25 protein-coding genes are annotated in these 24,468 nt (G+C 68.4%); 5 read left to right on the forward strand and 20 right to left on the reverse strand.

Features of this window, described 5'->3' with window-relative positions; genetic code table 11:
- Positions 1 to 35 precede the first annotated feature (35 nt).
- From IBX18_RS08115 to IBX18_RS08200, 18 genes are all read right to left on the reverse strand, one after another.
- Positions 36 to 863 (reverse strand): class I SAM-dependent methyltransferase, encoded by an 828-nt coding sequence (locus IBX18_RS08115; protein WP_194833115.1) that lies wholly within the window; start codon positions 861 to 863, stop codon positions 36 to 38.
- A gap of 22 nt (positions 864 to 885) precedes the next feature.
- Positions 886 to 1,644, reverse strand: coding sequence for an SDR family oxidoreductase (locus tag IBX18_RS08120; protein WP_194833116.1), 759 nt, complete (start codon positions 1,642 to 1,644; stop codon positions 886 to 888).
- On the reverse strand, positions 1,641 to 2,948 hold the full coding sequence (locus IBX18_RS08125) for a beta-ketoacyl synthase (protein ID WP_194833117.1): 1,308 nt from the start codon (positions 2,946 to 2,948) through the stop codon (positions 1,641 to 1,643). The genes IBX18_RS08120 and IBX18_RS08125 overlap by 4 nt, the downstream gene beginning before the upstream one ends.
- Positions 2,945 to 3,421: a 3-hydroxyacyl-ACP dehydratase FabZ family protein gene (locus tag IBX18_RS08130; protein WP_194833118.1), complete on the reverse strand. Its 477-nt coding sequence runs from the start codon at positions 3,419 to 3,421 to the stop codon at positions 2,945 to 2,947. Before IBX18_RS08130 ends, IBX18_RS08125 begins: the two co-directional genes overlap by 4 nt.
- A gap of 8 nt (positions 3,422 to 3,429) precedes the next feature.
- Complete coding sequence (locus IBX18_RS08135) at positions 3,430 to 4,191, reverse strand: SDR family NAD(P)-dependent oxidoreductase (RefSeq protein WP_194833119.1); 762 nt, start codon at positions 4,189 to 4,191, stop codon at positions 3,430 to 3,432.
- Complete coding sequence (gene acpS / locus IBX18_RS08140; RefSeq protein ID WP_228540595.1) at positions 4,188 to 4,634, reverse strand: holo-ACP synthase; 447 nt, start codon at positions 4,632 to 4,634, stop codon at positions 4,188 to 4,190. Before acpS ends, IBX18_RS08135 begins: the two co-directional genes overlap by 4 nt.
- The gene (locus IBX18_RS08145; RefSeq protein WP_194833120.1) at positions 4,631 to 6,010 is read right to left on the reverse strand and encodes a radical SAM protein; all 1,380 of its coding nucleotides are present in this window, start codon (positions 6,008 to 6,010) and stop codon (positions 4,631 to 4,633) included. The genes acpS and IBX18_RS08145 overlap by 4 nt, the downstream gene beginning before the upstream one ends.
- 2 nt (positions 6,011 to 6,012) lie before the next feature.
- Entirely contained in the window at positions 6,013 to 7,305 is a 1,293-nt protein-coding gene (locus IBX18_RS08150) for a beta-ketoacyl synthase (protein WP_194833121.1), read from the reverse strand.
- Positions 7,302 to 7,790, reverse strand: coding sequence for a hypothetical protein (locus tag IBX18_RS08155; RefSeq protein ID WP_194833122.1), 489 nt, complete (start codon positions 7,788 to 7,790; stop codon positions 7,302 to 7,304). Before IBX18_RS08155 ends, IBX18_RS08150 begins: the two co-directional genes overlap by 4 nt.
- Complete coding sequence (locus tag IBX18_RS08160; protein WP_194833123.1) at positions 7,790 to 9,106, reverse strand: beta-ketoacyl synthase; 1,317 nt, start codon at positions 9,104 to 9,106, stop codon at positions 7,790 to 7,792. The genes IBX18_RS08155 and IBX18_RS08160 overlap by 1 nt, the downstream gene beginning before the upstream one ends.
- The gene (locus IBX18_RS08165) at positions 9,099 to 10,427 is read right to left on the reverse strand and encodes a beta-ketoacyl synthase (RefSeq protein WP_194833124.1); all 1,329 of its coding nucleotides are present in this window, start codon (positions 10,425 to 10,427) and stop codon (positions 9,099 to 9,101) included. Before IBX18_RS08165 ends, IBX18_RS08160 begins: the two co-directional genes overlap by 8 nt.
- Before the next feature lie 3 nt (positions 10,428 to 10,430).
- On the reverse strand, positions 10,431 to 11,087 hold the full coding sequence (locus IBX18_RS08170; RefSeq protein ID WP_228540713.1) for an acyl carrier protein: 657 nt from the start codon (positions 11,085 to 11,087) through the stop codon (positions 10,431 to 10,433).
- A 63-nt stretch (positions 11,088 to 11,150) separates the two neighbouring features.
- Positions 11,151 to 12,518: an aspartate aminotransferase family protein gene (locus IBX18_RS08175; protein ID WP_194833126.1), complete on the reverse strand. Its 1,368-nt coding sequence runs from the start codon at positions 12,516 to 12,518 to the stop codon at positions 11,151 to 11,153.
- 128 nt (positions 12,519 to 12,646) lie between these two features.
- Positions 12,647 to 13,423, reverse strand: a complete 777-nt coding sequence (locus IBX18_RS08180) for a trans-aconitate 2-methyltransferase (protein WP_194833127.1) — start codon at positions 13,421 to 13,423, stop codon at positions 12,647 to 12,649.
- 7 nt (positions 13,424 to 13,430) lie between these two features.
- On the reverse strand, positions 13,431 to 14,054 hold the full coding sequence (locus IBX18_RS08185) for an SRPBCC family protein (protein ID WP_194833128.1): 624 nt from the start codon (positions 14,052 to 14,054) through the stop codon (positions 13,431 to 13,433).
- A 24-nt stretch (positions 14,055 to 14,078) separates the two neighbouring features.
- A complete protein-coding gene (locus tag IBX18_RS08190) occupies positions 14,079 to 15,209 on the reverse strand; it encodes an NAD(P)/FAD-dependent oxidoreductase (RefSeq protein ID WP_194833129.1) in 1,131 nt (376 codons plus the stop codon).
- Positions 15,197 to 16,504 carry an FAD-dependent oxidoreductase gene (locus IBX18_RS08195; RefSeq protein ID WP_194833130.1) on the reverse strand — a complete coding sequence of 436 codons (1,308 nt, stop codon included), beginning with the start codon at positions 16,502 to 16,504 and terminating at the stop codon, positions 15,197 to 15,199. Before IBX18_RS08195 ends, IBX18_RS08190 begins: the two co-directional genes overlap by 13 nt.
- 12 nt (positions 16,505 to 16,516) lie before the next feature.
- Positions 16,517 to 17,530 carry a ScbA/BarX family gamma-butyrolactone biosynthesis protein gene (locus tag IBX18_RS08200; RefSeq protein ID WP_194833131.1) on the reverse strand — a complete coding sequence of 338 codons (1,014 nt, stop codon included), beginning with the start codon at positions 17,528 to 17,530 and terminating at the stop codon, positions 16,517 to 16,519.
- 174 nt (positions 17,531 to 17,704) lie between these two features.
- Between IBX18_RS08200 and IBX18_RS08205 the strand changes: the two genes are divergently transcribed.
- On the forward strand, positions 17,705 to 18,631 hold the full coding sequence (locus IBX18_RS08205) for an ACP S-malonyltransferase (protein WP_194833132.1): 927 nt from the start codon (positions 17,705 to 17,707) through the stop codon (positions 18,629 to 18,631).
- Between the two features lie 2 nt (positions 18,632 to 18,633).
- Here IBX18_RS08205 and IBX18_RS08210 read toward each other — a convergent pair whose 3' ends face one another.
- Positions 18,634 to 19,758, reverse strand: a complete 1,125-nt coding sequence (locus IBX18_RS08210) for an NAD(P)/FAD-dependent oxidoreductase (RefSeq protein WP_194833133.1) — start codon at positions 19,756 to 19,758, stop codon at positions 18,634 to 18,636.
- Positions 19,759 to 19,926: 168 nt separating this feature from the next.
- Complete coding sequence (locus IBX18_RS08215; RefSeq protein ID WP_228540597.1) at positions 19,927 to 20,502, reverse strand: hypothetical protein; 576 nt, start codon at positions 20,500 to 20,502, stop codon at positions 19,927 to 19,929.
- A 164-nt stretch (positions 20,503 to 20,666) separates the two neighbouring features.
- On the opposite strand from IBX18_RS08215, the gene IBX18_RS08220 reads away from it, so the two are divergent.
- From IBX18_RS08220 to IBX18_RS08235, 4 genes are all read left to right on the forward strand, one after another.
- On the forward strand, positions 20,667 to 21,905 hold the full coding sequence (locus IBX18_RS08220) for a sensor histidine kinase (protein WP_194833134.1): 1,239 nt from the start codon (positions 20,667 to 20,669) through the stop codon (positions 21,903 to 21,905).
- Positions 21,898 to 22,584, forward strand: a complete 687-nt coding sequence (locus tag IBX18_RS08225; protein ID WP_194833135.1) for a response regulator transcription factor — start codon at positions 21,898 to 21,900, stop codon at positions 22,582 to 22,584. Before IBX18_RS08220 ends, IBX18_RS08225 begins: the two co-directional genes overlap by 8 nt.
- A gap of 223 nt (positions 22,585 to 22,807) precedes the next feature.
- Complete coding sequence (locus IBX18_RS08230) at positions 22,808 to 23,212, forward strand: STAS domain-containing protein (protein ID WP_194833136.1); 405 nt, start codon at positions 22,808 to 22,810, stop codon at positions 23,210 to 23,212.
- Positions 23,213 to 23,308: 96 nt separating this feature from the next.
- Positions 23,309 to 24,325, forward strand: coding sequence for a nitronate monooxygenase family protein (locus IBX18_RS08235; protein ID WP_194833137.1), 1,017 nt, complete (start codon positions 23,309 to 23,311; stop codon positions 24,323 to 24,325).
- The last annotated feature ends 143 nt before the right edge of the window (positions 24,326 to 24,468 follow it).

Raw genomic sequence — 24,468 nt, forward strand, 5'->3', positions numbered from 1 at the left:
GTCGCGCGCCGCTCACGGCCGGAGTGGACCATCGCTCAGCCGGGCCGTTTGGTCGCGTACGCCCGGACCTGCCCGAGTCTGCCCGCCGCCCCCTGGTCCGCGAGCGTCTCGAAGAAGGCCAGTCCGTCGTCGAAGAGCTTGTCGCCGAGCACCTCTCGCCCCTGCGGCTCGAAGAGTCGGTACGACTCGGCCCACCGTCGGTTGATCGCGACGAACATCGCTGTGCTGTCGTCGATATCGATGTCGACGAAGCCCGCGTGCGCCAGTAGACGCCGGTACCCGGACGGCGTCTGCGGGAACAGGCGGCCGTAGACGGACAAGGCGCGCAACGTATCCGCATCGCGCGGGAACGGACCGGTCAATACCTCGTCGGTGAAGACTAGGCGGCCACCGGGTTTCAGCACTCTCGCGCATTCGGCGACGACCCGATGCCGATCCGGCACGATGACGAGGCTGTCCACGCTCACCACCGCGTCGAATGTCGCGGCGGGATAAGGCAGGTCGCGGGCGTCACCGTGCTCGAATCGGATCGGCGGATCGAGGTCGGCCGCGCCGCGCCGAGCGATCTCGATCGCAGGAGCGGAGTAGTCGATGCCGGTCATCGTGCAGCCGGTGGTCCCGGCCACATAGCGGGCGATACCGCCGGTGCCGCAACACAGATCGAGCCCGGCCCGCCCTGGCGTGAGTGCGGTGGCACGGGCCAACTCGCGCAGCTGAATTCCGGTGGTCCAGCTCAGCTGGCCGAGATAGCCGCCCCAGTCCCGCCACAGGTAGGCCATCATGGCCTGACCGGCCGCGGTGAGCGTGATCTGACGATGCGTCAGGTCGTAGATTTCCCGGGTTTCCTCGATCACGGTGCGCACGGGAGCGTCTCCTACTCGTTCGTTATCCGGACGTCAGCGAGGCGCCGCCGTCGACCACGATGGTCTGGCCGCGGATCCAGCTCGCGTCATCGGTGCACAGGAACGCGACCACCTTGGCGAGATCCTCGGGCCGCCCGATCCGCCGCATCGGCGCGGTCTCGGCCACCTGCTGCATCCAGTCCTGCGCGCCCGCCAGTGCGCGCACCGACTCGGTCTCGATGAGCCCACCGCAGACGGTGTTGACGTTGACCCCCGGCGCGAGTTCCACGGCCAGGTACCGGCCCATCGATTCGATCGCCGCCTTGCACACGCCGAGACCGCCGTAGCTGGGTAGATAGCGACGGCCGCCCATGCTCGACAACAGCACGATCGCACCGCGGCCGCCCGGCATCAGCTCATAGGCCGCCCGGCAGCCGAACAACGCCGCGGTGACGTTCGTGTCGAGGGTGTAGCGCCAGTGCGGGGTCTCCAGCGCGAACAACGGCTTCATGATGGCCGACGCGGCATTGTTGACGTAGAAGTCCAACCCGCCCCACTGCTCGGCCACCTCGCCGAAAAGCCGCTTCAGCTGGTCGCTTTCGCCTACATCCACCCGCAGCGCGAGTGCGCGCCTGCCTTTGCGTTCGATCTCCGTGACCACCTCGCGCGCGGCGGAGCGCCGACGCCAGTAGGTCAGGATCACGTCCGAGCCGCGGTCGGCGAACTCCAGCGCGATGGCCCGGCCGATGCCCCGGGAACCGCCGGTGACCAGGACGGTGCGTCCGGCCAGATCCGCTGTCATGCACCCCACCTCTCTTCCTGTCGTGGTGCGCCGAGCACCAGCGCGGCGACCTCAGGTCCGTCCACGTTCCGGCTGAGCGTGACCGCATAGCGCGCGTCGAGTGCGCACGGCCGGTCCGCGACGACGTCGACCTCGCGGGCGGCAGGGTCGACCTTGCCGAGGTTGAGCGTCGGCGGGATGACGCCGTCGTGCACGCTCAGACAGGCGAAGGCCGCCTCGGCGACATCGGTGGCCGGGCCCATGTGGCCGGTGGCGGCCTTGGTGCCGGTGAGCCGGACCCGGCGGTGGCGCGCCAATGTTTCCGCGATGCCGCGTAGTTCGGAGCGATCGCCGTCGGCGGTGGCGTCGCCGTGTCCGTACACGTAGCCGACCTGGTCGGGATCGATGTCTGCGTCGGTGACGGCGCGCGCGATCGCGCCGCGGACGCCGCTGCCGCCGGGATCGGGGGACAGCGGCCTGCCTTGATCGGTGGCCGCCCCGAAACCGACGACCTCGGCCAGCACGTGCGCGTCGTTGGCCCGGGCCAGCTCGAGTTCGGCCAGGACGAGCGCGGCGGCCCCCTCGGCACAGATGTATCCGTCGCGGAACCGGTCGTAGGGCCGGACCGAGCGCACTCCGTTCGCGCAGGCGGAGGTCAACCCGAACTCGCGCAACGCCAGGCGCGCGAATTCGTCGGCGCCCGCATCGGTTCCGCCGCAGACCGCGACGTCCACCCGCCCGTCGCGCACGGCGCGAAAGGCCCGGCCGACTGCGCACAGACCCATGGCCGAGCCATCGACCAATGTGCTGTTGGCGCCGCAGATCTCATGCCGGATGGTGATCTGGCACAGCGCCGCGTTCGGCAGTCCCGACAGCAGGAAGTCGGGCTTCGCACGGCGCAGCGCCGCATGGCCGAGTTGGGCGTAGTCGAGGGTGCCGTCGGTTCTTCGTGCGGTGGCCAGCACTGGGGTGAACCGCTCGAGATAGTTCTGCTCGTCCTCGTTTTCGTTGGAGCCGATGTAGATTCCGCGCCGTGGTGCCGCCGCGGCGCGGAAGACGGGGCCCGCGTCGGCGACCGCCAGGTCGGCCGCGAACACGCCGAGCCGCGATGCTCTGGTCAGTCGCTTGAGATGCTTGCGGTCGGCGGGCCCGACGGGGTGCACGGCATCGTCGACAGCGCCGAAATAGCCTAGCTCCGCCGCACTATCGCTGTCGCGCCGCCGTAATCCGGTCTCGGCGGCCAGAATTCGCTGCCACTGCGCGCGATAGTCGGCGCCGAGGCAGGAGAGTATCCCCGCACCGACCACCACGACGCGGCGCTTCATTTCCCGCTCACCTTCGAACCGTTCAACCGCAGCACTTGGTAATGCCGACGGGTACTTTCGGGATCCTCGAACTCCGCGAGCGGGTAGCTGCGGCATCGGAAGGTCGCGGTGGCGATCTTGCGCCCGTGCGCCTGCGCGGTACCGCGAAAATCGAGTTCCTTTGCCGGGACGGCCGGTCCACCGCCGTCGACGTAGTCCACTTCGATGGTCAGCCGATCGCCCGGCACGGCGAAGTCGATGAACTTGCTGTGCTGCACCGCGCTCAGCACGACGGTGGTGCGGAAGCCGCTGTCGGTGATCACCAGCCAGCGCGCCAGCTGCGTCATCGCCTCCAGCACCAGCACGCCGGGCAGAATCGGTTGCTGGGGAAAGTGATCGGCGAAGTAGTCCTCGCTCATCGCGGCGTTCTTCACGCCGACGGCGCGGCGTCCGTCGTCCAATTCGGTGATCGCGTCGACCATGAGGAACCGCACGGATACTCCTATCCCACTCCGCCGACCAGGATGGCCTGCCCATTGAGGTACGCACTCTCTCGTGCGCCGAGAAAGACCGCCATATCGGCGACATCGTCCGGCGATATCGGTCGCGGCATCGCCGCGCGCCGGGCGAGATAGCCGGCGACCGCGCGGATATCGACCTCGAAGCCGCCGAAGTAGTCCCGGCTGACGCCGCTTTCGGCCAGGGTCGGGCAGATCGCGTTGACGCAGATGCCGCGCCGGCCGACCTCCTGCGCGACGCTGCGGGTGAAGCCGATCACCGCCGCCTTGGCGGTCGCGTACGCGACTTCGTCGGCGCCGCCGGTCAATCCGAGGGCCGAAGAGACATTGATGATCCGGCCGGTACGGCGCGGCAGCATCCGGCGCACCGCCTGCCTGGTGCAGTAGAAGACGGAGTCGAGATTGACCCGGAGCATTCGGTGCCAGTCGGCGTCAGTGTGGAAGACGAGCGGTGAGCGCAGTGCGCTGCCCGCGTTGTTGATCAGCACGTCGATGCGGCCGTACGCGTTGTCGGCATGCTCGAACAGCGAGCCGACCTCGGCGGGTTCGGTCAGGTCGGCGGCGAACGCGGTAACCGGCACGGCGGCAACGGCTTCGACCGCCTTCACTGTCACCCGCAACCGGGTTTCGTCGAGATCGGTGAGCACGAGCATCGCGCCTTCCTCGGCGTACCGGATCGCGATGGCCGTCCCGAAGACACCCGCCGCCCCGGTCACCACGGCCACGGAGTCGCCTAGCCGGTTCATGTGCGCACTCCTTCGGTTCCCGCGAGTAGCACGTAGGCGACGGCATACTCGCCGTCGTGACTCAATGACAGTGCGGCACCGGTGATGCCGAGCCGCCGTGCGCGCGTCATCAGGCGGTTGTGCAGCAGCAACCGTGGTGCGCCGGTCGACCGGCAGACCTCGATATCGCGCAGCCGCCTGGTCGCCGGCGGCAGGCCGAGGCCGACGTGCAACGCCTTCAGCGTCGCTTCCTTGGCACTGAACCGAGCGGCGAAATGCGGTGCCGGGTCCCGGAATGCGGCGCAGTAGGCGATCTCCGCGGGCCGGAACACTCGCTCGGCGAACGTGTTTCCCGTGGCGAGCAGCGCGCGCACCCTGGCGACCGCAGCGATATCGACGCCGACTGTCATCGCTGTCGCGCCCGAGATCGCGGGCAGCAGAACCGATTCCGTGGCGGTCGTCATGGCCGTCGCTCCATGTCGTGTGCGGCGCCGGACCTACTCGCGCCGACAGGCGACCCATAAAGGCGCTCCACGGCTTGCCGATAAGCCAGGTTGAGCCCGATGACGGCTCGCTTCTTCGCCGCGGACTGTGGGCCGGGCAGCGGGTCGGCACCGACGTAGCGACGCAACCGTTGGCGGGTCACCGCACGGGAATAGGTAGTGGTGTAGAGGTATTCGAGGCCGTCGACGAGTTGTCCGACGGTCATCGCGACCGGCGCGACGGATGCGCGTAGGTGCGAGGGCCCGCCTGGGCCAGGGTCGATCATGCGCCCGTCGCGCAGATGTTCCTGGTACAGCGGCACTCCCGGCCCGCTGCCCAGCGGGTTGAAATGGCAGATCTCTATTTCGTTCTCGACAACGAACTCCAGGGTCCGTTCGAACACATCCGGTGTGTCACCCGCGAAACCGAATACGAACGAGCCGATCACCCCGATCCCCGCATCGTGCAGGCGACCGATGAGCGTGCGGTAGTCGGTCGGCCTGCTCCAGCTCTTGTCCGACGAGATCAGATTCTCCGGCCGCACCGATTCCAGGCCGATGAACACGAGCATGCAGCCCGCGCGCCCGGCCGCCTGCGCCAAGGACTCGCGCTGCGCGATGGTGATCGTCGCCTGACTGCCCCACAGCACTCGCAGCGGTTCCAGCTCGCTGAACAGAGTGCGCGCATAGTGCGGATTCCCGACGATGTTGATATCGGAGAACTGCACGAAATCGCCGGCGCGCGCCTCGATCTGGGCGAGCACCTGATCGATCGGCCGGGTGCGGAACACCTCGTGATGGAACCGGGTCTCGATGCAGAAATTACACGAGAACGGGCACCCCCTGGTGGCCTCGACCGGGAAAACGTAGTCGTGCGGCGGCAGGTGCTCGGGACCGTACTGCGGCAGCGTCGCCAGATCGACCGGCCCGCCGAGATAGCAGGGCCGCAGCCGGCCGCTGACCGCATCCGCGAGCACCTGCGGCCACACCTGCTCGACCTCGCCGCGGATGATCGCGGACGCGCCGATCCGCTCGGCTTCGGGGGCATAGCTCGGGAAGTAGCCATCGATGACGACGGGCGTGCCCAGTTCGCCGAAACCGTGCGCCAATTCAGCGGTCCGGCGTTCACCGAAGAACTTCGACGTGACGGCCACCAGGTCGACATCGTCGAACGCGGCGAAATCGGTAATGGGCGTGGAGTTCTCGTCGATCACCGTAACCCGATGCTCGACCGCGGTCATGGCCGCGCGGTAGCCGAGGTTGACCGGAACCGGATTGAGCATGCGGTTGCCGTAGATCACGCTCTTGTCCCGGACGTCGGGGTTCACGAACAGCACGTGCATCTGCGCCGATCCCATCCTCAGACTGGTGCCATCGAGTCGTCGTCGGCCCGGCGCACCACCAGGCTGCCGTTCTGTCCGCCGAGGCCGAACGAATTGGTCAGTGCCACTTCCACCGGCAGTCGCCGCGCCGAGCCGGGCACATAGTCGAGATCGCATTCGGCATCGCGATGGCGATAGTTCACCGTGGGCGGCACGGTGGCGGTGCGCACGCTCAGCACGGTGCTGATGAACTCCACGGCACCGCATGCGGCAATGAGGTGCCCGGTCATCGATTTGTTCGCGGTCACCGCGAGTTGTGTTGCGGCGCTGCCGAAGACCTGTTTAATCGCGATGGTTTCCACCCGGTCGTTGAGGACGGTCGCGGTGCCGTGGGCGTTGACCAGCCCGACCTGGTCCGGGCGTACGTGCGCGTCGGCCAGGGCCGCGCGCATCGCCAGTGCGGCGCCCGCGCCGTCGGGATGCGGTTCGGTGAACCGGTGCGCGTCGAGGGATCTGCCGAATCCGGCGACCTCGGCGTACCAGGACGCCGACCGGCGGCAGGCGTGCGCCTCGGTCTCCAGCACGACCATGCCCGCCCCCTCGCCGACCACGAAACCTGTTCGGGTGGCGTCGAAGGGCCTACCGGTCCGGCCCGGGAGATTGTCGGTGGACGGTGCGCCGAGCGCGACCAGCCCGGCCATGCCGAGCGGGTTGATCATGGAATCCATTGCGCCGCAGAGCACTACATCGAGACCGCCGCGTCGGAGCAGCCGGAATGCGGTACCGATGGCGTGTGCGCCCGCCGCGCAGGCCGAGGTGATCACCGTGGTCGGCCCGGTGATGCCGAGGTGCTCGGCGAGCAGTCCGATCACCAGGTCTTGGGGATCACGGATCAGCGATACCGGATCGATCGTCGAGTGGTCGGCCAGGGGAGTGGGCAGCCGGAACCGGCCGTCGTCGTCGAGATGCCCGGCGATGTCGGCCATTCGGACGAGGCCGAGTCCCGCGCCGATCACCAGGCCGACCCGGTCGGCCGCGATGGGCGGGCCTGCCTGGGCCAAGCCGCTGTCGGCCCAGGCCATGGCGCAGGCCGCGAGAGCGAAGCGGGCCTGCCGGTCGGCACGGAGCTCGACGGGGAAGGGGCCGTCCCAGTAGTCGTCGACCTCGAAATCGCTGACCTCGGCGGCGATCCGGGTCGGCAGCGCGGAGGCATCGAACAGCGTTATCGGTGCCTCACCCGAGGTGCCCGCGACCAGGTTGTCCCAGAATCGGCGGTAGCCGAGACCGACCGGGGTCACCGCACCCAGCCCGGTCACCACCACCCGGTTCACCGGGTCACCGTCTCGGTCGGTACCGCCCGGATCCGGTCCAGCGGCCAGCCGGAGTAGTAGCGGAACCGGTTTTCCTCCGCCGCGACCTCGGCCGGGTCGTGGATGTCCTGCAACACGTAGTTCAGCCGGGCGATCCGCGCCACGAGCACGCCCTCGTCGTACGCGGTGCAGCTGAGCTGCGCCCAGCGTTTGCTCAGGCCGAGCATGCGGGCCTCGACCCGCATCGCGCGCCCCGGCGGCACCTCGCCGACGATCTCCGCCCGATCGATGAGGCACAGGAAGGCCGACACGGTGAAGTCGGTGCTGAAGTGCACCAGCCAGCCCGCGACCTGAGCCATCGACTCGAGCAGCAGCGAACCGCTGAGCAGCCTGCGGCCCGCGTAGCCGTCGCCCAAATGGTCCTCGGTGAGTGACACATGCTTCACCGCGACCATGGATTCGCCCTTGGTCGCTTCGAGCACTCGGTCGTAGAGCAGGAATCGCATCAGGCCCCCCTCGCCTCGAACGCGCCGAAGACGACGCACTCGCTCTGTCCGCGGAACCCGGCGCCGAGACACGCGATGGCATCGCCGGTGCTGATGCGTCGCGGACGGCCGCGTACCAGGTCGAGGCCCGAATTCGGTTCGGGATGACGAAGATTGGTGGTCGCGGGCAGATACCGTTCGACCAAGCTGTGCACCGCGAAGACACTGTGCAGCGGCAGCGCGGCGGCCAGCAGATGACCGGTGGCTCCCTTGGTGGACGTCACGGGGCAGTTGGCGGCGTGCCTGCCGAGTACCGCACTGATCGCGGCCGCCTCCACCGCATCGCCGGACGGCAGTCCTGGCGCGTCGGCGTACACAGCGGCGAGCCGGTCCGGCGTCAACTCGGCATCGTCGAGGGCGGCGGCGAGCGACTGGTCGATCGCCTCGTGGGGTGGGTGCGATTCCCCGACTGGCGGAACACCCACGGCCGCACCGTGGCCGAGCACCTCGGCGAGGATGTGCGCACCTCGGTCCCTGGCGTGCGTGAGCGTCTCCAACACGAGCATCGCAGCGCCCTCGCCGGGCACGGTGCCGGTGCGGTCCCGATCGAACGGCTTGCACGATCCAGCGGCCGGATCGGTCGTCTCCGCGACGACGCCGAGGTAGAGAAAGCGTTGCAGCGCCGAGAGATTCAACCGGGGACTGACCCCGCCCGCGAGCATCACCTGTGCGTCGCCTTCCTGCAGCATGCGCAGCGCCGCACCGATGGCCTGCCCGCCCGCCTCGCCGAACGGGCTGAACGAGGCGTTCGGCCCGTGCAGCCCGTACTGCATGGCGATCTGGCAGAGCGTGGCATTGTTCAGCATCACGATCGAGACCATGGGGGAGATGGCGCGCCAGCCGGTCCGGCAGAACCGTTCGATGTCGAACCCGATCGGATCGTGCAGGGAGCGCCGTGCGGCGAGCTCCAGATCGGCGATGTCGTAGTCGATCATGGTGACCCCGAGCGTGATTCCGGTCGCGTCGGCGTCCACATTGTTCCGGTGGATCTTCGCCGATGTCATGGCCTGCCCGGTCGCGGCGAAGGCCATGTGCGTGTGCAGGCGCATGGCGCGGGCGGCCTTGCGATCGCTGATCCAGTCGCGCGGGTCGATCCCGTGCACCCGCCCGGCGGCGAGCGGCCGGTCGGCGCTCTCGCCCAGGTTGATGTCCTCGGCGAGACCGTGCAGCGCGCCGACGCCGGATGCGCCGCGCAGCAGCGCGTTCCACTGAGTACGCGGCTCGTTGCCGAGCGCCGACACCGCACCGACACCGGTGACGACCACGCGTTCACCCATGGCCGTTGCCGTCCGCTCGACCGGGCCACTGTCGCAGCACGATGCTCGCGTTCTGTCCGCCGAACCCGAACGAGTTGCTCATCGCGACGCGAACCTGCTGCGCGCGACTGGTATTCGGCACATAGTCCAGATCGCAGTCCGGGTCCGGGAATTCGTAGTTGATCGTCGGCGGCACCAGCCCGGTGCGGAGCACGTGCAGGCAGGTGACGCATTCGATGGCGCCCGCCGCGGCGATCGAGTGACCGATCATCGACTTCTGCGAGCTGATCGGAATCGAGGTCGCCCGGTCGCCGAAAACCTTGTGCACGGCCCGGGTCTCGGCGCGATCGTTGATCAGCGTCGAGGTGCCGTGCGCGCTGATGTAGTCGATGTCCTCGGCGCGGAGCCGGCCGTCGATGAGGGCGCCCGACATCGCCAGTACGGCGCCCTCACCGTGCGGCGGGCTGTCGGTGATGCGGTAGGCGTCGCAGGACGCGCCGTACCCCGCCACCTCGGCCAGCGGCTGGGCACCGCGCCGTAGCGCGTGCTCGAGCTCCTCCAGCATCACGAAGGCGGCGCCCTCGCCCATCACGAAGCCGCATCGCCTGCGGTCGAACGGCCGGCTTGCCGCGGCGGGCCGGTCGTTGAACCGGGTGGCCAGCGCGGTGAGCAGGTCGAACGACGAGATGCCGAGGAAGGTGAGCAGCGAATCGCAGCCACCCGCCAGCACCGCGTCGGCGTCGCCCTCCCGGATCCAGAGCGTGGCCTCGCCGATCGCCTGGGTGCCCGAGGCGCAGGTCGCCGACACCGTCATGGTCGGCCCGGCCGCGCCGCAGACATTGGCCAGCGTGGCGGCCGCGGCGTTCTTGCGCATGCTGTGGCGTTGCGCGGCCAGCAGGCCGATGAACTCCCGCCCGGGACCCGCTGTGCCGGCGGCGAATTCCCTGCTCCGCAGCAAGCCGTCCAGTGCGTCGATGTCGTACATCTGACCGGACGTCCCGACACACACGCCGAACCGCTCGGCGGGCGTATCGGTAAGCCCCGCCCGGTGTTTCGTGGCCGTCCCCGCGGCGAGCCCGAGCTGTACCGCACGCGGCGCCGTTCTCGACAACTCCTCGGCACCCGCCAGATAGCCGGCCGACTCCGCCGCGGCGAGAAATCCGTCACCGACCTCGGCCCCGACCTGGGAGCCGAGGCCGGACGCGTCGAACCGGGCGATGGTGCGAACCCCGGAGCGACCGTCGACGAAGCCGCGGAAGGTCGTCTCGGCATCCCAGCCGAGCGGCGTCACCATCTCCGCCGCCGTGATGACCACCCGTCGCGTCTGCGCCTCGCCGAACATCGGTCACTCCGCGACAGCGCTGGCCGGTGCGGGTGCGCTCGCCTGGGCGGTCGCGGCTTCCGCTTCCGCCGCTTGCGCGCGGCTCTGCTCGACCAGTCGCGCGACCTCGTCGAGTTCCCGGATCTCCTCGAACCACTGCTGGTTCAGTTCGTCGCCGGGTATCGCGGTGAGTTCGGTTGCGCAACTGTCGCATTCGGCATGGAACTCACCGTCGGCATTGCGCACGAAGGTCCGGCTGCCACCACAGACCTGGCACCTTTCCGGGATGGTATCGAGCAGCCGCTGACACAGCCCACTCCAGGTCCGCACCGTCCACAGCGCGGCAACGTCCTCGACCCGCATCCCGGGCTCGACCTTGCTCAGGTCGACGCCGAGGAGACGTTCCCGGACGAGATAGGCGCCCAACGGCGTCAGCCTGCGCAGTGTGTCGACGGCGGCGCCCGCGCCGAACACGTCCTCGGCCTGTTCGTTGAGGTCGTCGCGCGGCACGGAGATGGGCAGGAATTGTTCGAGCCGGAACGTGATGTCCAGGAAGTCGATCGACTCCGCGCCGAGCTCCGGGATCAGCAATTTGTCCGACGTCACGTCGGCCGGTTCGACGGCGAGCGCCAGCGCGACCGCGCTCCGGACGATATCGGAGAGTTCCTCCGAACTCAGCATGGATCCCACGGCGTTCCTCCTCGGATCGGTGTACATGGTGGGTTGCTCTGTGCGGTAACGGGTTCAGCCCTTGGCGGTGAGGCGGGAATAGCGGGCGAGCACGCCGTCGAGGCGTCGATAGAGCTCGTCGACCTCCTCGGTGGTGATGGTGAGTGGCGGGACGATGCCGATGGTGCCGCCGAGACCCTCCGCGCCCTGACTGCCGATGATCAGTCCGCTCAGCGCGAGCCGATCCTCGATCACCTGCCATTGCTGTTGCGGGATAGGCTCTTTGGTCGCCCTGTCCTTGACGAGCTCGATGCCCATCAACAGTCCCGCGCCGCGAATGTCGCCGACGATCGCGTGCTCACGCAGATTCTCGAACTTGTCGAAGAGGTACTTGCCGGTCTGGCGCACCTGATCGACGATGCCGTCGCGCTCCATGATGTCGAGGGTGGCCAGTGCCGACGCGCAACACAGCGGGTTGCCGTTCGTCGTGCTCCCGGTGGCGATGAAACCGTCTACCGCCGAGAGGAATTCGCGATACACACCGTCGTGCACGACGACGGCGCCGAACGGCAGGTAGCCGCTGTTGATGCCCTTGGACAGCGCCATGAAATCCGGTCGCACACCGAAGTAGTCGGCGCCGAACCACTCGCCGAGCCTACCGAAGCCGGTGATCACCTCGTCGTAGGCGAGCAGGATGTCGTTGCTGTCGCAGATCTCGCGCAGCCGCTCGTGGTACTCGCGGGTCGGCACGATGGCACCGCCGACGCCGAGCGCGGGTTCGACCAGCACGCCGGCGATGTTCGCGGCACCCAGCCGCTCGACCATCGTCTCGACGGCATCGGCGCACGCCAGCGAGCACGTTCCGGCACAACCGGATTCGCAGCGATACGCGTACGGCGTCGGCGCGTGGTGGAAGCCCGGCACCAGTGGCTCGAACTGTCTCCGGAACCGGAGGAAAGCGGAGCCGGTGGCACTCAGTGCGCCGTAGGTGACACCGTGATAGGCCCTGTCCAAGGCGATGATGCCGAGTTTCGTGGTGTCCTCACCGAAGCGCAGCCGTTGATACTGGCGCATCATCTTGATGATGGTCTCGTTGGCCTCGGAGCCGGTGGTCGCGTAGAAGACGGTGTTCATGCCCTCGGGGGTCACCCTGGCCAGCCGGCGGGCGTACTCGTCGGCGGCCTGATGGGTGGCGCGCTCGATCGGGAAGTACAACAGCTTGCCCGCCTGCTCGCGGATCGCCTCGATGATCTCCGGGTGCGCGCCGCCGAGGCTCAGATTGCACAGTCCGCCGAATGCGTTGAGGTACCTGTTGCCTTCGGTGTCCACCACCCATACGCCCTCGGCCGAGGCGATACTGATGCCGCGCCTGCGGAAGCCGCGCATATTGGTGAATCCGTGCCAGAAGGTCGAATCGGGCTCCGACGCACTATGATTCGACATGACACTCCTTGCGTCGGCACTGCGGAAGCTGACCAGGATGGAAAATGCTCCGGCAGAACCGATCCCGTCTGAGACGACGATATCCTTGGGTACGGCCCTGTTTCCTCGGCCGAATGGTCACTCCTGTCTCAACGCTTGATGGAGGTCGCCGCGGCGCTCCGCTGAGCATCGAGAGGCGCTGTCCGGTCGGTGGACAGGGTCGCGAGGTCCCATCCGGCGCGGCGGCAGCGCAGTCCCGCCTCGGTGGCCTCGGCGGCGATCGTCCGCATATCGAGGGCCCACCACTGCTGGGTGCTCACCGACTCCCGGACGGTCTGCCCGTCCCGCAGTACCCGGCACGTCGTGGTCAATTCGATCCGGCCCTGGACGTCGACCGGGCGGGAGGCGAGCCAGATCTCATGCTGTCGCGCAACGAATCTCGCGACACCTACTCGAATCGGCCGGACCTCCCGAGTGGCTGGAAACGGTGCGGCATCCACCACCGCGCAGCAGTCGGGGGCGAGGCGGTGTGCGAGCAACCGCCAGAGCCGTCGCCGCTCGTCCGGCGTGAAGTACCCGAGCACGCCGCACGCGACCACGCCACCGAGCCGGTCGGGCAGGGTCGTGTCCGCGAGGGTGGTCGCTTCGATGGTCACTCGCCGGGCGAGTGCCGGATTCGCCAGGACTCGACTGGCGAGTGCGGCGCGCATGGCGGGCGAGGGTTCGATCGCGAGGATCGGGACTTCGGTGAGCGCGGCGCCGACGATTTCGACCACGAGTCCGGTGCCGGCGCCGATATCCACGATCGGCGAATTCGTTTGTGCCGCAGCGGCGAACGCCTGCGTCAACGCGCTGGTTCGCGGCTTCCAGTAGGGGCGACCGGCGATATCGTAGAACTCCGCCGCGGTGCCGTAGCTGTCGGCCATAGCCGGCTCACCGCCCGCCGACCGGTGCCGAACCTACCCGCAGGCGATGTTCGAGAATCAGTTGCATATTGCGCAGTTCCAGCACGTCGCAGGCGTGGAAGAGCGGCCAGAACGACCCGGGCCAGACGCGGCCGCGCCGGGGTGACAGGTGCGGGTACGGATTCTTGGCGTAGTACGGGTGGCGCCAGATCGTCCACGACACCAACGCCCCGCTGCGGTTCTGCACCCGGCGGGCGGACAGGACGCGGCCGCAGAACACCATCCACAGATCGTCGCCCTGGTCGAACGCCGACTCGTAGTCGACGGTCCCGACCTCGGCGTTGCCATGGATGCGCATATGGATCTCGGTGGCCGGGTCGGTCGCGTCCTCACCCACGTACCGACCATCCGTCCCGGCGGGCCGGAAATTGCGCATGCTGTAGGTGAACTCCTCGACGCTGCGGATGTCGAGCAGGTAGTCGTAGAGCATCTCGGGCGGGCAGTCGACGTGCTGATGCACCGTGTACACGTCGTCGTCGGCGCGGCCGCGCAACTGTTTGGTCAGCGCGAGCAACTGTGCGGTGGCGTCGGTGCGCGAGACGGTCTCGCACCGGAAGAGTCCGGGGATATCGTCCAGCTGCGTCGTTGTCATGGGTGCTCCTCGGCTTGGTGCGTTTCAGGTCGGAATGTTGTTCCAGCGGTCGAGCTCGCGGCAGATCACCGGCGTCGGGAAGTAGCGCAGGCCCAGGTCGCGGCAGTGCCGGGCGATCGGCGATTGCAGCATCATGAACTCGCCGAACACCCTGGCTCGGTGCTGCTCGGCATCGACTCGAGGCATGCGCCGCCGGGCGAAGCGGGTCAGCGCGATGTCGATGTGCGCGGTGTCGACGCGCACCAGTTCGTCGTCGAGCACCGCCGCCGACTCCATCGCGAGCGACGCGCCGATCCCCGTGGTCGGCACCAGTCCGGCGGCGGCGTCCCCGAGCAGCACGATGCGGCCCCTGATCCACTGGGGGACAGTGACTTCCACCAGGTCCAGCCAGTCGACCCGATCGGCGTCGGGCAGAGTGCGCAGAATCCAGCCTTCGTCGGTGCGCCGCGGGTCGCTCGGCGGCCACTGCCCGGTGCCTGCCGAGGGGCTCGCGCTGTCGAACGAGCCGGCGATCGCGACGAAGCAGGCGACCCGATCCTGGGTCGGGTACGCGGACATGATCCGCCGCAGCTCCCACGTTTCGTGCAGTTCGCCGGGTGGGGTGACACCACGTTGGGCCCACCACCACCAGAGCCGCCAGCCGAACCGATGTTCGGCAGTGTCGAGCTCGGCCTGCTTCCTGGTACGCGAGCGGAGACCATCCGCACCGACGACCAGGTCGAAATCGCGTTCTCGGCCGTCGTCGAACCGGACCCGCACGGTGGACCCGATCTGGCGCATCCGCTGCACCTCGGTCTCCAGATCGACCGGGGTGCCGCCGTTGGCCGACTCGAGCACGGCAAGCAGCTCGGCGCGCGGGGTGGCGCGCGGCAATCCGTTGCGCGCCTCGAGCCGCTCCAGATCGAAGGTGCGCAGGACCTCGCCGTGGCGATCGTGCACGACATAGCGCCACAGCGGCACGCTGGTGTCGATGAAGGAGTTCCACAGGCCGAGCCCGTGCAGCACGCGACTGCCGGTCGGCCACAGCGTGATCGCCGTTCCGGCGCGGCCGTAATCGCTGATGGTGTCGATCACGGTGGGGCGCAGCCCGCGCTGGCGCAGCCGGGCCGCGAGGGTGAGCCCGGCGATCCCGCCGCCGACGATCAGAATTCGCACCGGGTGGCTCCCTGCGGCACCGAAAGCAGTGCTGCGGCAGCACTTTCGCCGGAGCGGCAGCAGGCCTCGAGCGAGGTGCCGAGTAGATAGTCGCCCGCCAGGGCGATACGGGGGAGTGCGGCGGACGCTGCAGTGAGCGTGTCCAGAAAGTCGCTGTAGTGCGGCAGGTAGCCACAGTAGGCCTGGGGCCAATGCCGCACCACCGCGGCTGTTCTCGGCTGTCGCGCGGTGCCGAGGTGGGTGCGCAGTTGTTGTTCTGCGTCGGTGACCAGGTCGAAGACCTCGGTGTCGGTGGGATCGGTCAACCGGCCGTATCTGCCCGAGAAGGTATACCGGACAATGTTTCTCGTTTCTTTGCCGTAACTCCCTGCGTTGCTGCACGGCTGGCCGTCCAGCGCGATAGCGCGGACGTCGGCGGCGAAGACGTCGTGGACGTAGCGCACAACCGCGACGGTGGCCGGGAAGTACCGCACCGACTGCAGTAGGTCGGCGAGCGGTGCGAGAAGCGGCGCTGCGGCATGGGCAGGCGTGCCGACGACGACGGCGTCGTACCGCGCCTGTCTCGGCCGACCCGCCGCGTCGACGAGGTCGAGAACCACGCCATCATCGGACTGTGTGATCCGGGTAACTGTTGTCCGATAATGGATTTCGACGAACTCGGTGATGCGGGCGAGCAAGGTGGACAGCCCGATCGTCGGCTGCTCGAACTTGTCGAGCAGCATCCCCATATTGGTGGGAAAGTTGCCGTAATACGCCTCGTCCGGCTCCGCGCCGTTCATCCGGACCGTGATCGGCCGCAAGAAGTTGGCGGTGGTGCGCTTGCCGAAATGCGCGGACAGCGGCAGGTCGTCGTGGCGGCCGAGCTTTCTGGCGAGATCGGAGCCGAGGAAACGGGCCGAGTCCGCCGACCGCACCTTTCGGGCGAGGCTGTCGAGGGTGCTCAGATCCCGCCAATCACACATGCGCAGAATGCCGTGCAGCGTCTCGGCCCGGTTGTCGCTGTCCAGGCTGACGAGCCGGCCCGCGACCAGCCGCGAGGTATTGATGCCGAAGGGCTCGTAGCCGGTGCCACCGAGCGCGTCGAGCATGGCCCGGAATTGGGAGTAGTTGCGCCCGATGTTCTTGCCGCCGAGCAGCACCTCGCCGCCGTCCAGGTCGGCGAAGCCGAGTCGGCCACCGATGCGATCCGAGCGTTCCAGGATCTCGACGGTGCGGCCCGCACGGTGCAGCGCCAGGGCAGCGGCGATACCGGAGACCCCGGCCCCCACCACCGCGACTCGTTCAGGTGTCCTCACCTGGTGCCCCCGTCAGCCGGAGCCGGATAGGTCGAGCACCTCGAGGATGATGTCGCCGAGCGACTCTCCCGCCTGTTCGAAGGTGACGCGCACCCGATGCCGCCGACTCGGGCCCGGATCGCCGGAGCCGACGATCGCGGCACGGCAGCCGGTGGCCAGATCTGGTTCACAGAAATTGCCGAAGTCGACCTCGCAGCCGACGATCAGGCAGCGGCGCGGATCGGCGCTCCGATGCTCGGACAGCGTCGCCAGGCTCGCCTGCCTGGCCGCCTCGAGCATCAACATGCCGGGAACGTGGTCCATCGGATGGTCGAAGAACACCGGATGGGTCTGGTCAACGACGAGCAGGAATGTCATGGTGTCGGACTCGGACACGATGCCGTTGGCCAGCAATACATTTCGAGGTTGGCCTCGGCCGACTCGGTCTGGTGCGAGCATCGCCGACGGATCGACCGGACGCGCCGGTTCCGGGCTGCGGGCCAGGGTCTTCTGCCGCGCCCGCTCGCGAATGTACTCGTAATAGTGCAGCGGCAACGGCAGCCACCGCCCACCGGCCCGACCGCACTCGTGGCCGTCGACGATGATGCTCACCGGGTGCTGCGCGAGTCGCTCGGAGGTGCGCGCATTGACGATGGTCAGCACACGCGCCGGCGCGGGCCCGGCCCGCAACCGCTCGGGCGCGAAAATGTCGATCCGCATGTCGCGGAAGACCAGGAACTGGTTGTCCGGCACATGGACGAACCGGTGTGCCACGTACTCGGTCACCTGCCGGGTGACCTCCATGATCGCGATCGTGTCCAGGTAATCGGGGTTGCCGCCGTCGTTGAACAGCATGTGGCTGCGCGGGAGCATGGCCGCGACGGCCCATTCGCGTTTGCCGATGGCCACACCATCGGTGAGGAAGACCTCGTTCACCGCAGCGCGATGCACCAGGGCACGCGGCACCGTCTGCTCGAAGCTCAACGCCGCCAAGGCAGCTCGGGTGTCGTCCGGCGCGGGGCGGGTGGTCACTGCTGTTTCGTCCACGGTTTCCTCTCGTCGAGGCGCTGTCCGTGCCGCGGCCGGTGTCGCACACCGGGCTTCGCGTTTCGAGCTACCGCGAGCGTATCGACGTGACCTGCCCGGATCATCGTGCGTTCGCTGAAGCGATCTCAACGTCTGACCGAATACCGGTGCCGCGGTAGTCGATACGCTCGAACTGTGCTCGATACCCGGTCCGCCGACTGTGCGGTGATCTTTCCCGGCCAGGGCGCGCAGCGGCCCGCCATGGGCGAGCGGTGGCGCGACACCACGCAGTGGCGGATCGTCGGTGAGGTATCCGAATGGACCGGCTACGACATTGCCGAGCTGGTATTGCGGACGGGCGAACAGCGGTTGCAGAGCACCGATTCGGCGCAGTTGTCGATCTTCACGATGTCGTTGATGGCGATGGACTATCTGATCGAGCACCGCATGATCGGCCGGGTGCACGCGTGCGCCGGGCACAGTCTCGGTGAGTACACGGCGTTGGTGGCGGCGGGGGCGATATCGGCGTACGCCGGTGCGCGGTTGGTCGCAGCCCGTGGTGCGGCGATGCGGACGGCCACCGGGCAGCGGCCGGGGACGATGGCGGCGATTCTCGGGGCGAGCGGTGCGGTCGTCGAAGAGTTCGCCGCCGCAGCGCGTTCCGAAGGCGCGCAGGTGTGGGTGGCCAACGTGAACGGCCCGCGGCAGGTGGTGGTGTCCGGCACGGTCGATGGGGTCGAGGCGGTCGCGCGGGCGGCGCGGGAGTCCCGGCTTAAGGTCGTGCGGATCGCCGTCGACGGTGCGTTTCATACGCCGCTCATGGCAGCTGCGGCACCGCAGCTGCGTGCGGCCTTGGCCAAGGTCGAATTCCGCGCGACCGGCACGGCGGTGGTCGCGAATGTGGATGCGGGACTGTATACCGCCGCGCGGTGGCGCGAGCTGGCCGAGCGGCAACTCACCGCGCCGGTGCGCTGGACCGACGTTATCCAGACGCTCGCTGGATTAGGGTGCGCGCGGCTGGTGGAGGTCGGGCCGAGCCGGGTGCTGGCGAAATCCATCGGACGGGGCGAGTCGGCGCCGACCGTACGGTATTTCGGCTATCCGGGGGAGCTCGGACCGTGAGCTCACGGCTGCGGATTCCAGCGGGTGATCTCCGATATCACCAGGTTTTCGGGCATCGCGCGTAGCAAGGCGTTGCGCACCGCGGTGCCGAATCGGGTGCGGCGCAGCATCACCGGGATGAGCCACCGTGACCGGTTCTGCACCGCGTCGACCCGGGTACGTCGTCGTTGCACATAGTGCCGCAATGCATCGGGTGCCTCCGCCGCATCCATCTTCGAGAGTTCCTCGGCGAGAACGAGAGCCGACTCCATCGCCATCGATGCCCCGACGCCTGCTGTCGGTAGGAAGGCGGCGGCCGCGTCGCCGAGCAACACCACCCGGCCGAACTGCCAGTGCGGCATTCGCAGATCGTCGAGGTCGAAAGAGCCGATCTCATGGATGTCATCGAGTGCGTCGATCATCCAATTCATCGAGCCCGCAACGCCGTCGAGGCGGTCGCGGAGCTGCTGCGGGGTCGCCGGGGCGCCCGAGGCCGGCAACGCAGCCGCGCAGCCGACCGGCCCGGTGGTCGGGTTGTAGCCGAAATATCGTGCCTTGCCCCAGAACTCGTGTGACTCGTCGGGGGCGACACCGGCGCCGGACGTCCACCAGGTCCACAGCCGCAACCCGGTGCGGTGCATGGGCAGATCGCCCGCGACCAGCCTGCGCACGCCCGAGTCGATGCCGTCGGCCCCGACCACCACGTCGTATTCGGCGGTCGCACCGTCATCGAAGGTCACGACGACGTGGTGGTCGTCCTGCTCGATGGCGGCCACTGTGCGTGCCATCCGCACGTCGGTGCCGCCGCCATAGGTGCCGAGCAACTCGATCAGTTCGGACCGTTTGAGCGCGCGCGGGACACCGTCGCCGAGACGGCCGCGGAAGTCGAAGGTTCGTAGTGCGCGCCCGCCGTCGATGTGCGTCGAGTAGGTGTTGATCGGCACGGTGCGCTCGTCGAACTGCCGACCCAATTCGAGATGGTCCATGACCAGTCGGCCCATCGGCCACAGCGTGATCACATATCCGACGTCGCCGTACCTGGCGACCCGTTCCACGACGGTCGGTTCGATCCCGTTGCGCCGCAACGCTGCCGCGAGGGTGAGGCCCGCGATACCGCCGCCGACGATCAGCACCCGCGGCGCGCTCATGGTGACTTCCCGGGCGAACCGTCGTTGTTCCTACCGGAATCCGCTCTGTTCACTGACGAAACCTTCCGCAGGCACTGACCGCGAGTCTATTTCCGTCGACGCGATCCGATCATCAGTCGAACGTTGATCCTGAGCAGCGCCGGGTGCGGTTCGTTGAGTACGGCTCAGCTACCGATGTGTGCCGGTCCGCGTGGCGGGCAATAGCAGCTTGTTCAGCAGATAGGCCGCAGCGGCGATCAGTAACGCGGCATCGAGGTAGTGGCAGGCCATCGCACCCAGATAGGTCGGCCCGCCCCAGGCGTTGACGGTGAAATTCGGGTCCAAGCCGGCGAGGACCTGCACACCGATCCGGAACGGGCAGTAGACCAGCACGACCATGGCCGGGACGGCGAGCAGGACGCGCAGTAGAACGCTCGGGTGACGCGGGATCGCACGCAGCGTGTTCCCGAGCCGTCGCGCCGCAGTGGTACCGAGCGGAGCGAGCAGCAGCAGGATCGTTGCCTCAACGCCGCGCCGGCGCAGGATGACGGTGCCGACGACGGCGGCCAGCGCGAACAGCACGAGGTGTGGCAACCACGCGGACGTGCCGTCGACGGGCATCGCGAGCTCCGGGGAACGGTTGAGGTAAATCGTGCCGCCGAACACGATGCCCGCGGCCAGGGCGGCGGCGGCGATTGCGACCAGTGGACGCGAGAACTGCATTCGGAGGCCGTCGGCGACGCGCTCGGTGTCGTAAGTGTTCATGCCCCAACTCTGACGCGCTGACCTGCACGTTGTCGTCAGCCGCCGGCCGCGAACTCGGTACCCACCATCGGCGGATGCCGCCGACCCGCTGCGACTTGCGGATGACCCGAACCGGCGACCTCGGAGCGATGTTTCCGCCGCGTCCGCCGGATACCGTCAGCGCTATGGCGATTACTTCTCTGCCGCACCCGGACACCCGACCGGCGCCGTGGTACCAGCGACTCACCGCACGCCTGCACCGCAGCGATCCCGGACCCGACGGGGTCGACCTCGGCATCGCCATCGTCTGCTTCGCGGCGTTCACGCTGCCCGTGCTGATCGGCGCGACCAGTGGGCACGGGTCGCCACTCGCCATCGCCGCCCTCGGTGCCGCCGTGGTTGCGCCGCTGATCCTCCGTCGCCGCTGGCCGCTGGCGGTGCTCGTCGCCGTGACGGTCGTGCTGTGTCTCGCCGCGGTACTGGGTGTGCGATTCACACCGTGGGTGAGCAATGCCGGTCCCGCCTTCGGCGTCGCCGTGCTCACGCTGGCCGACCGGTGGCCGCGGCGCGAATCCGTGCTCGCCACCGTCGGGGCACTTGTCGCTATCTACATCACCGCGATGGTCGCCGCGCCACTGCACCCCGACCAGGATCAGAACTTCGTCGAGCTGTTCATCGCGATCCCCGCCTGGCTGGCCGGTGACATGCTGCGAACCCGCCGCGACTATCGGAACAGTCTTGCCGTGCAACAACTTCGGCAGGCCGAGGAAGAGGAGCGCCGGATCCGGGCCGAGGAACGGTTGCGGGTGTCGCGCGACGTACACGACCTCATCTCGCATACCTTGAGCATGGTCGCCGTCCGTTCCGGGGTGGCGCGCCTGCTGATCGACGAGCAACCCGGCGAGGCGCGGGAGGCGCTGAGCACCATCGAGACGGCCAGCCGCTCGGCATTGCGTGAGCTGCGGCGAGTGCTGGCGCAGATCCGCGAGCCGGGGCCGCAGGACGAGCCGGGGGAACCCGGGCTCGCCGAGATCGCGACTCTCGTCGAGGGGCTGCGCCACAACGGTCTGACCGTGGAGTATCAGGTAGTCGGAGCGCCCGTTCGCTATCCCGCCTTGTTGGAGACGACCGTCTACCGCATCGTGCAGGAGGGCCTGACCAACGTCGTCAAGCACGCGCGGACCGATCGCGCGCGGATCGAGATTCGGCATGCGCCGCGCGAGCTGACCGTGTCCATCGCCGATGATGGACCGGTGACGCACTCAGCCGGACAGCCGATGGACAGCGAAGGCAGTGGTCTCGGACTCGTCGGGATGCAGGAGCGGGTGTCGCTGTTCGGCGGTCGCCTCGACGCCGGGCCACGACCCGAGGGCGGGTTCGCCGTCACCGCGCGCTTCCCCGTCGATACGGACGACCATGTCTGAAGACGAGTCTCGAAGCGCGATCCGCGTGCTGATCGCCGACGACGAAGCCCTCGTCCGAGCGGGGTTCCGGGTGCTGGTCGATTCCGCCACGGATCTCACCGTCGTCGGCGAGGCCAGCAACGGCGGCGAGGCGGTGCGGCTCACTCGCCAGCTGCGCCCGGATGTCGTCCTGATGGACATTCGCATGCCGATCATGGACGGTCTCGAGGCGATGCGGCATATCGCCGCAGGGGAGACCCAGGGCCCGCACGTGTTGATCGTGACCACCTTCGATCAGGACGAGCATGTCTTCCAGGCGCTGCGCAGCGGCGCGAGCGGGTTCCTGCTCAAAGACTCACCGCCCGAAGAACTTCTGCACGCGATCCGGGTGGTCGCCAACGGTGACGCTTTGCTGACGCCGAGTGTCACCCGCCGGATGATCAGTACGTTCGCCCGGCAACCCGTGGCACCGGCCGCGCCGCCGGAGGTCTTGGCCGCGTTGACCGACCGCGAACGCCAGGTTTTCGAACATGTCGCGGCGGGCCTGTCCAACGCCGAAATCGCGAACACCCTCCATCTCAGCGTCGCGACCGTCAAAACTCACGTCGGACGCCTGCTCACCAAGCTGGCCGTGCGCGACCGCGCCCAACTGGTCGTCCTGGCCTATGAAACCGGAATCGTGGTGCCGGGCAACCGCTGACCGGGGGATGCTCGCCGTTCGCTGTTGTGCCCGCAGGCGGACGCGGGTAGTTTTGCAGGAGGTTCAGACACGAGCCGATGGTGGCCCCACACCTCGATCGGCTCGCGGCAACGCGGCCCAGCCGGGTGCGGGCTACCACCGAATCACGCTGGGTGGCAGATCCGTTCGGCGCTGACCCGGAGCGTTGCGCATGACGAAACAGCTAAGCCCTCGCCAGCCTCGAATGTCTCGACGGCTGCTGTCGCATTCCCATCCACCGGCGAGCATCAGCGAATACTCGCAGGGGCAGCTTCGAATCCGTGTCAACACCACATCGCGGGGCATCCACCTGCTCACCATCGTCGGCGAGCTCGACCTGGCCACCGCCCCGCTACTGGAACTGGCTCTGCGCGACAGCCAACACGCGCGGGCCGTCGTCGCGGACCTGAGCACAGTCGGCTTCCTGGGTTTCGCCGGTGTCGACGTGCTCATCCGTGCTGCCGTACGCGCCGACAGCCGCCTACGCCGGTTCGCCGTGGTGGCATCGACCCGCCCGACGCAGCGCGCCCTCAGCCTGACCGACGCGTACGACCGCATATCCTGTTATCCCCGGGTGGATCTCGCGATGCGGGCGGTCGCGGAACAGTGACACGGTGGCCACCCTCTGCTCCCGTGGCGAGCAGGCGGTGGCCGAACTGTGTGTCCGGTGCCGCCGCTCTTCGGCAGGTGTGTTGCGATGGTCGGTATGACCTCGGGTGCAGTGGAATCGTCATCGGCGGATGGTGTGCGGGCGTTCGACGGGTTGGCCACGGAGTGGTCGCGGGGCATGGGGCTGCGGGTGCCGTTGGTGAACGCGCCGATGGGGGGAGTGGCGGGCGGACGATTCGCGGCGGCGGTGACGGCCGCGGGCGGGTTGGGGATGATCGGCATGGGCAGTGCCGGGTCCGCGCAAGCGCTGCAGCGGGAGCTGCGCGAACTGGGCGACGTGCGCGGTCCGTTCGGGATCGGGGTGGTGGATTGGGTCGTCGGTGCGGAACCGGAGTTGCTCGAGGTTGCCATGGCGGCCGCGCCTGCGTTGATCTCGGTGAGTTTCGGTCAGGACCTGTCCTGGGTGCAGCGGGTGCGGGAAGCCGGAATCCGCACGGCCACACAGGTATACACCGTGGATGACGCGCGTCGGGCCGAGGACGCGGGCATCGATCTCGTGGTAGCGCGCGGCGCTGAGGGCGGCGGCCACGGTGCACCGGCGATGGCGACGCTGCCGTTGCTGGACGCGGTGGTCGGCGCGGTCTCGGTTCCGGTCCTGGCCGCAGGCGGTATCGGCTCGCCGGCGAGCCTCGCGGGCGTGCTCGCCGCAGGGGCCGACGGCGCGTGGGTGGGTACCTGTCTGGCCGCGTGTTCGGAGTCGTTGCTGGCCGATGGCGCGCGCCGGGCGATGGTCGCCGCCGCGGGCACCGACACGATGCTGACGCGGGTCTTCGACGTCGGCATGGAATGGCCTTGGCCGACAAGGTTTCCCGCCCGGGTACTGCGCAACGAGTTCGCGAACCGGTGGACCGGCCGGGAACAGCGCCTGTCCGACGACGAGCAGGCCAAGCGGGCTCTCGCCGCCGCGATGAGCGCGGACGACCCACGGATCGCGCCGGTCGATGCCGGGGAGGCCGTCGGGATGGTCGCCCGGGTCGAACCGGTCGGCGCGGCGATCGAGAATCTCTGCGCCGGTGCCGCCCGATTGCTCGAAGGACGCACGCGGCGGCGGTGATCACCCGCCCGAGTTACCGTCCTCGATACCGGCTCTCGACGTGTTAACAAATGTAAATCGCCGGAGAACCCACGGTTTCCGAATGATCACCGGAACGGCGGTGAAACATCCGTACCGTGCGGTATTTCCGCTGCATTCCGGGT

The sequence above is a fragment of the Nocardia sp. XZ_19_369 genome, assembly GCF_015355715.1.
Classification (GTDB): Bacteria; Actinomycetota; Actinomycetes; order Mycobacteriales; family Mycobacteriaceae; genus Nocardia.